This window comes from Nitratidesulfovibrio oxamicus, from assembly GCF_015731765.1.
Classification (GTDB): Bacteria; Desulfobacterota; Desulfovibrionia; order Desulfovibrionales; family Desulfovibrionaceae; genus Cupidesulfovibrio; species Cupidesulfovibrio oxamicus.
The window spans coordinates 1-6,152 of the sequence record NZ_VRYY01000119.1; the positions used below are offsets into that span (position 1 = coordinate 1).

The window sequence follows — 6,152 nt, forward strand, 5'->3', positions numbered from 1 at the left end:
CGGGCCGCGTCGCGCGGGCGGCCATGGCTCAGTTCCGCAAGGTAGCAGCCGAACCATGCCCCGGCCAGCGCGCCGGGCAGCGCGCCCAGTCCGAACAGGAAGGGCGCGCCCAGAATGGCCCCGGCGATGGCCCCCAGAATGCCGCCCAGGTTGCCTCGCCCGGTGGAGCCGTACCGCTTGCCGCCCAGCATCTGCACGCCGAATTCTAGCACCTCGCCCACGGCGGCTGCTCCGATGACCGTGGCGAAGAACCACGTGTCCATGCCCGGCGCGGCGGGGGCCAGCAGCTTCCACAGCGCCAGCACGCCCACGGCCAGCCAGTTGCCCGGCAACCCGAACACGTTGAGTCCGATCATGCCGAACAGCACAATGATGCACAGGGTGGCGAGAATGTAGTCCATGGTGATTTGGTTGTTAAGGTATGGGATCGGGGCAACCGGCAGGCCATGCCGTTATCAATGCGCCCCAATTGAAACATTTTGAAGGAGGGGTGGGGGGGCGGGGGAGGGGAGGAAACTTTTGGAAAAGTTTCCTCCCCTCCCCCGCATTGCTTTCAACAGAGGTGCCGTAGCGTTACAACGCGGGGCGTTCGCGCAGGTCCTGCACGCGCTGGGCCTTGCCTTCGCTTTTGGGCAGGCTGTTGTGCTGGACCAGGTCCACCTTGGGGGTGACCAGGATTTCGTCGTGGATGCGGCGGGTAATGCGTTCGCGCAGGCCGTGCAGTTTGCGCATGTCTTCCTCGAAGTATTCGTCGCGTATTTCCACCTTCACGCGCAACACGTCGCGGAAGTCGTCGCGTTCCAGCACGATGAGGTAGTTCTGGCCCACTTCGGGGAAGCCCATGAGCACCTGTTCCACCTGCATGGGGTAGATGTTCACGCCCTTGACGATGAGCATGTCGTCGGCGCGGCCCAGGATGCGGTCGAGCCTGCGGTGCACGCGGCCGCAGGCACATTCGCCGGGCAGGAACCGGGTCAGGTCGCGGGTGCGGTAGCGCAGCACGGGCATGCCCTGGCGGCACAGGGTGGTCATGACCAGTTCGCCCACCTCGCCGTCGGGTACGGCTTCTCCGGTGGCGGGGTCGATGATTTCGGCGATGTAGGCGTCCTCCCAGACGTGCAGGCCGTCCTGGTGCACGCACTCGAAGGCCACGCCGGGGCCGTTCATCTCGGACAGGCCGTAGGAGTTGTAGGCCTTCAGGCCCAGCATGTCCTCGATGCGGCGGCGGGCCTCCTCGGTGTGGGGTTCCGCGCCGATGAGGGCGATGCGCAGGGGCAGCTCGGCGGGGTCTTCGCCTTCGTCGCGCAGGGCGGCGCCCAGATACAGCGCATACGAGGGGATGATGTGGGCCACGGTGGTTCGGAAGTCGCGCACCAGCTTGACCTGGCGGCGGGTGTTGCCCGCCCCGGCGGGAATGGTCAGGCAGCCCAGGCGCTCGGCCCCGTAGTGGATGCCGAGGCCGCCGGTGAACAGGCCGTACCCGGCCATGTTCTGGAACACGTCCTCGCGGCGGATGCCCACCATGTGCATGCAGCGGGCCATCAGGTCCGCCCAGGAATTGAGGTCGGACTGGGTGTGGTAGACCACGGTGGGGGTGCCGGTGGTGCCGCTGGAGGCGTGCATGCGCACCAGTTCCGACTTGGGCACGCAGATCAGCCCGTCGGGGTACTGGGCGCGCAGGTCGTCCTTGCTGGTGAGCGGGATGCGCCGCACGTCGTCCAGCGAGCGGATGGAGCCGGGGGTGACGCCCGCCTCCTTCAGTCGCTGGCCGTAGAAGGGCGACTTCATGGCCTGCTCAACGGTGTTGCGCAGGCGGACGATCTGGGCGGCGGTGATGGCCTCGCGGCTCCAGGTTTCGGCTATGTCGAAGAATTCCATGGCACCCCTCTTTATGGTTGCCCGCGTGGCGGGCCGTGTTGGCCGAAGGAAAACGAGTGTCCGGGCAGCGTTGCAACCGGCAGGCGTTGCACGTGCCCACCGTTTGCGAACCGGGCAAAACCGCCGCACGGAGGCTGGATCTTGCCGCGCTGTCGGTCAGCCGGTCACGTGGTCGGCCTGGCGCTGTCAGGCCCCGCCGCGCAGGCTCAGCCCGTGCAGCAGGCCGTGACAGCCCGCCAGCATCATGTCGCCGTGCGGGGCGATGAACTGGCCGTGCCCGCGCAGCATCTCGCGGCGTGGTCCCAGCACGAAGGCGGGGCGAAAGCCTTCCGTCTCCGGCGGAATGTCCGGGGCAAATGCGCTGCCGTGGCCCCCGGCGGCCCGCACCTGCTCGTCGGGCAGCCAGCACAGGCGGAATTCGTTCAGGTCGTGCAGCAGGCTTTCGGTGGTCAGCATGCCGGTGTGGTGCTCGTACACGCCCCACACCCGCTGGCGGAACACCAGAAAGGCGATGGTATGGCTGTTGCCCGCGTTGACCACCAGCACCCCTTCGCGGGCGCTGCGGGCCTGCACTTCGGGCAGGGCCAGCGCGCCCAGCACGGCGGCCGCGCCGGTATCGGCCACGGGGCCGCCGCCGATGGCCCGCTGCAAGGTGATCAGGCGGGTGAACTGGGCGGGCGGCACGTCGTAGATCAGGCTGGCCGGGTTGGCTCCGGGCTGGCCGTCCGAGGAACTGTTGAGAAAATCGCGCCACAGCTCGAAGCGACCCACGGTGTTTGAGCCCTGCGGATGGTGTCCGTGATCCTGTGCGGCGGCCACCACCAGGTGCGGCTGCGGCAGGCCGCAGGTATCCAGCAGGGCGCGCCAGAAGCCGGGTTCGTAGTCGGACAGGCGCACCGGGGCGAACCCAGCGGGGCAGGATTCGGCAATGTCCACGCCAAGGGCGCGCACCCGTTCCGGGTTGTCGTGCAGGGCCAGGGCCGCTTCCGGGTGGGCGGCCATGCGCAGCCCGGCGGCCACGTGGGCCTTTGCCGCACCAAAGAAACCGCCGCCCATGTTCTCGCCGTGCAGCCAGATGTGGCGGCCCTCGGCGGTGAGTTCGGCGATGCGTCTGGCCACCCGGCGGGCGGGCGTGGGCAGCACGAAGCGCGGCCAGTTTTCCGGGTTCAGGCCGGGCATGGTCAGCAGCACGTCCTGGGTGCCGCTGCCGATGTCCAGGCACAGGATGCTGCCGGGCGCAGGGGCTGCGCCTGTGGCGGCTTGCGTGGATGCGGACGTGGTCCGGGCCTGCTGGGCGGGGTGAAGGTTGGGTATGTTCATGCGTGGGTGAGGTTCGTGTGGATTCGGGGTGGCTGCGGCGACGCAGGCCGTGCCGCTGCATGGCGGCCCGTGCGGGCTGCCGGAAAGGGCCGCTGGGGCGGCGGATGAGGACAGCGCACGACAGTACATGCAAACCCGCAACCACCGCAAGCCGCTGAGGGCGCGGCGGAATGTGCGCAGCGGCGTGCCGGGGCGGGGGCGTTTGGCCGTTTCGCGTCGCGACGTTGCACAACGGCGGAAGCGCCGCGACGCCGGTTTGTTGCGCATTGGTACCGGGGGTGCGGAAAAACAGCAGAAAACGCTTGCCAAGCCGGGTTGACCAAGGCTATACGGTCGTTCCCCGTGCCGAGGTGGTGGAATTGGTAGACACGCTATCTTGAGGGGGTAGTGGGAGAAATCCTGTAAGGGTTCGAGTCCCTTCCTCGGCACCATATTTTGAAGACGCCGCAGCGGAAACGCTGCGGCGTCTTCGTTTGCGCCCTTCTGCGGCAAGGGCGTGAGAAAATCTGAACAAGCTCTCCCGGAAGTTTTCAGAGTTATTGATTGAAATCAAAGCCTTGAAATAAAGTGAGCCATGCATAATCAGTAATAATTACTATTGCTAAAATAATGTCTTTCGATATAGCATCCTCAACGATTGGGGTCATCAAATGATCCAAGGTGTTATCGAACCCTGCGACCTCGCGGCACAGGCATGGAAGACGGCAACGCTCGTGAGGTTTCGCACAGACCGTGGGCATGCGGATGCCCGCGACAGGAGGCGATGATGCGAAAGGGAGCAGCACGGATGTTGGCTGGGTGGGGCCTTGCGGCGATCATGGGGTTTGCCGCGCCCAGCCTGTACGCAGTGCCCGGTGCGCACGCGGCAGCCGCCGAAAAGGGAGCGGATGCCCGTCGGCCCGTGAAGGGCGTACCGCAGATGGACAAGTTCAAGCAGGTGTCCGAAGTGGTGCGCGACAAGTGCATGGCCTGTCACAGCCGCGACTATGATCTGCCGTTCTACGCCAAGGTGCCCGGCATCAAGCAGATGATCGAAAAGGATTTCCGCGACGGCCTGCGCGCCATGGACCTGAACGTGGAACTGGTTGACGCGGCTCCGGGCTCTGGTCAAGGCTCTGGTAATGACGCGCCCGTGGGCGAAGCCACCATCGCCAAGATGGAGTGGGTGGTGCTGAACGAGACCATGCCCCCCGCCAAGTTCACGGCGGTGCACTGGGGCAGCCGCCTGAACGCCGAAGACCGCAAGGCCGTTCTGGAATGGGCGGCGGCCACGCGCGCGGCGCATTACTCCACCGACGCCGCGCCCAACCGCGCCAACGAGCCGTTGCAGCCCCTGCCCGCGTCGCTGCCCACCGATTCCCGCAAGGTGGCCCTGGGCGAACGGCTGTTCAACGACAAGCGCCTGTCCGCGGACAACACGCTGGCCTGTTCCGGCTGCCACGCAGAGGACAAGGCGGGCACCGACAACCGCCGTTTCGCGGAAGGCATCCGCAAGCAGTTCGGCGACATCAACGCCCCCACCACCTTCAACGCCGTGTTCAACGTCCGCCAGTTCTGGAATGGCCGCGCGGCCGACCTGCAGGAACAGGCGGGAGGCCCGCCGCTGAACCCCATCGAGATGGGTTCCAGGGACTGGCAGGAGATCATCGCCAAGCTGGCCGCCGACGCTCCCCTGACGGCGGAATACGCGGCCCTGTACCCCGGCGGCTGGAGCGCGGCGGGCATCACCGACGCCATCGCCGAGTACGAAAAGACCCTGATCACCCCCAACAGCCGTTTCGACAAGTGGCTGAAGGGTGACGACAAGGCCCTGAACCAGGCGGAGATGGACGGCTACCAGCGCTTCAAGGCGTACCGTTGCTCCAGCTGCCATGTGGGCAAGGCCGTGGGCGGCCAATCGTTCGAATACATGGACCTGAAGGCCGACTACTTCAAGGACCGGGGCAACCCGCTGGGCTCCGACGCGGGCATGAAGGACTTCACCAAGAAGCCCGAGGACCTGCACCGCTTCAAGGTGCCCAACCTGCGCAACATCGAACTGACCGCCCCCTACATGCATGACGGCACCGTGACCACTCTGGACGATGCCGTGCGCATCATGGGCGCCTACCTGTCCGGCATGCCCATTCCCGAGGGCGACCGCGCGCTCATCGTGTCCTTCCTGCGCACGCTGACCGGCGAATACAAGGGCAAGCCACTGACCGGCGTGGCCGTGGCGAAGTAGCGGCTGACGACGCGCTGGCCCCATTCGACCAGCAACGGCACTACGATGCATGACGCCCAAGGGCGGAACGGGAGTACCCGTTCCGCCCTATCCGTTGGTGCGGGGTGGCGGCATGCGCGGGTGATGAATGCGCGTGCCGAACGAGCCTGCGGACGAGTCTGCGGACGGGTCTGCCGGGTGCGGGGTGGGACGTCATGCCGACGTGTATCCCAACGGCTTGAGGGCGCGGACAGGGTGAGCAGGCGGGGCGCTAGGGCCGGAACAGGTCACGCAGGATAGCGGCGAAAAAGGCGGCAGCGGCGGGCGCCTGTCGCCGGGCGGGTAGGGCCAGCAGCACCGGGACGGACAGGGTGGCGTGCATTCCGGGGGCATCCGCACGCCATGCATCCGTCAGGGGGGCGCCCACGAGAGCGGCGGCGTCCAGCGCGCGCAGTTCACCCCGGTCCACCTCGTCGCGCACGGCGCACAGCGGCGTCACAGCCACGCCCTGCCCCGACGCCACGCACCGCTTGACGATGACGATGCTGGAACATTCCAGCACGGACCCGGGCTGCACGTGGGCGGCGGCAAGGGTCTGTTCGATGGCGGGGCGCAGGCTCCACACGTGCCGGGTGAGCACCAGCGGCTGGCCCGCAAGGTCTGCCGGGGTCACCCGGTCAAGCCCGGCCAGCGGCGATCCGGGTGCGGCGATGCACACCAGCGGTTCGCGGCGCAGGGCTTCCATGTCCAC

5 protein-coding genes and 1 tRNA gene are annotated in these 6,152 nt (G+C 67.1%); 2 read left to right on the top strand and 4 right to left on the bottom strand.

From position 1 onward, the window contains the following. The 3 genes from FVW20_RS05550 to FVW20_RS05560 all read right to left on the bottom strand — a co-directional run. Window positions 1–401, bottom strand: a 401-nt coding sequence (locus FVW20_RS05550; RefSeq protein ID WP_196608642.1) for a DUF456 domain-containing protein, incomplete at its 3' end; no start/stop codon positions are given. Window positions 402–573: 172 nt separating this feature from the next. After that, window positions 574–1,878, bottom strand: a complete 1,305-nt coding sequence (locus FVW20_RS05555) for a phenylacetate--CoA ligase family protein (protein ID WP_196608643.1) — start codon at window positions 1,876–1,878, stop codon at window positions 574–576. Between the two features lie 186 nt (window positions 1,879–2,064). After that, window positions 2,065–3,198: a DUF1786 domain-containing protein gene (locus FVW20_RS05560; protein ID WP_196608644.1), complete on the bottom strand. Its 1,134-nt coding sequence runs from the start codon at window positions 3,196–3,198 to the stop codon at window positions 2,065–2,067. A gap of 344 nt (window positions 3,199–3,542) precedes the next feature. Between FVW20_RS05560 and FVW20_RS05565 the strand changes: the two genes are divergently transcribed. Together FVW20_RS05565 and FVW20_RS05570 are read left to right on the top strand one after the other, a co-directional pair. Next, a tRNA-Leu gene (locus FVW20_RS05565) sits at window positions 3,543–3,629 on the top strand. Between the two features lie 356 nt (window positions 3,630–3,985). Further along, window positions 3,986–5,422 carry a cytochrome c peroxidase gene (locus FVW20_RS05570; RefSeq protein WP_231038895.1) on the top strand — a complete coding sequence of 479 codons (1,437 nt, stop codon included), beginning with the start codon at window positions 3,986–3,988 and terminating at the stop codon, window positions 5,420–5,422. Between the two features lie 250 nt (window positions 5,423–5,672). Here FVW20_RS05570 and FVW20_RS05575 read toward each other — a convergent pair. After that, window positions 5,673–6,152: LysR family transcriptional regulator substrate-binding protein (locus FVW20_RS05575; protein ID WP_196608645.1), on the bottom strand; the 480-nt coding region annotated here is incomplete at its 5' end.

Excerpts from the sequence above, each read along its gene's own strand:
- FVW20_RS05555 (WP_196608643.1), bottom strand. The coding sequence starts at position 1,878 with ATGGAATTCTTCGACATAGCCGAAACCTGGAGCCGCGAGGCCATCACC.
- FVW20_RS05560 (WP_196608644.1), bottom strand. The coding sequence starts at position 3,198 with ATGAACATACCCAACCTTCACCCCGCCCAGCAGGCCCGGACCACGTCC.
- FVW20_RS05570 (WP_231038895.1), top strand. The coding sequence starts at position 3,986 with ATGTTGGCTGGGTGGGGCCTTGCGGCGATCATGGGGTTTGCCGCGCCC.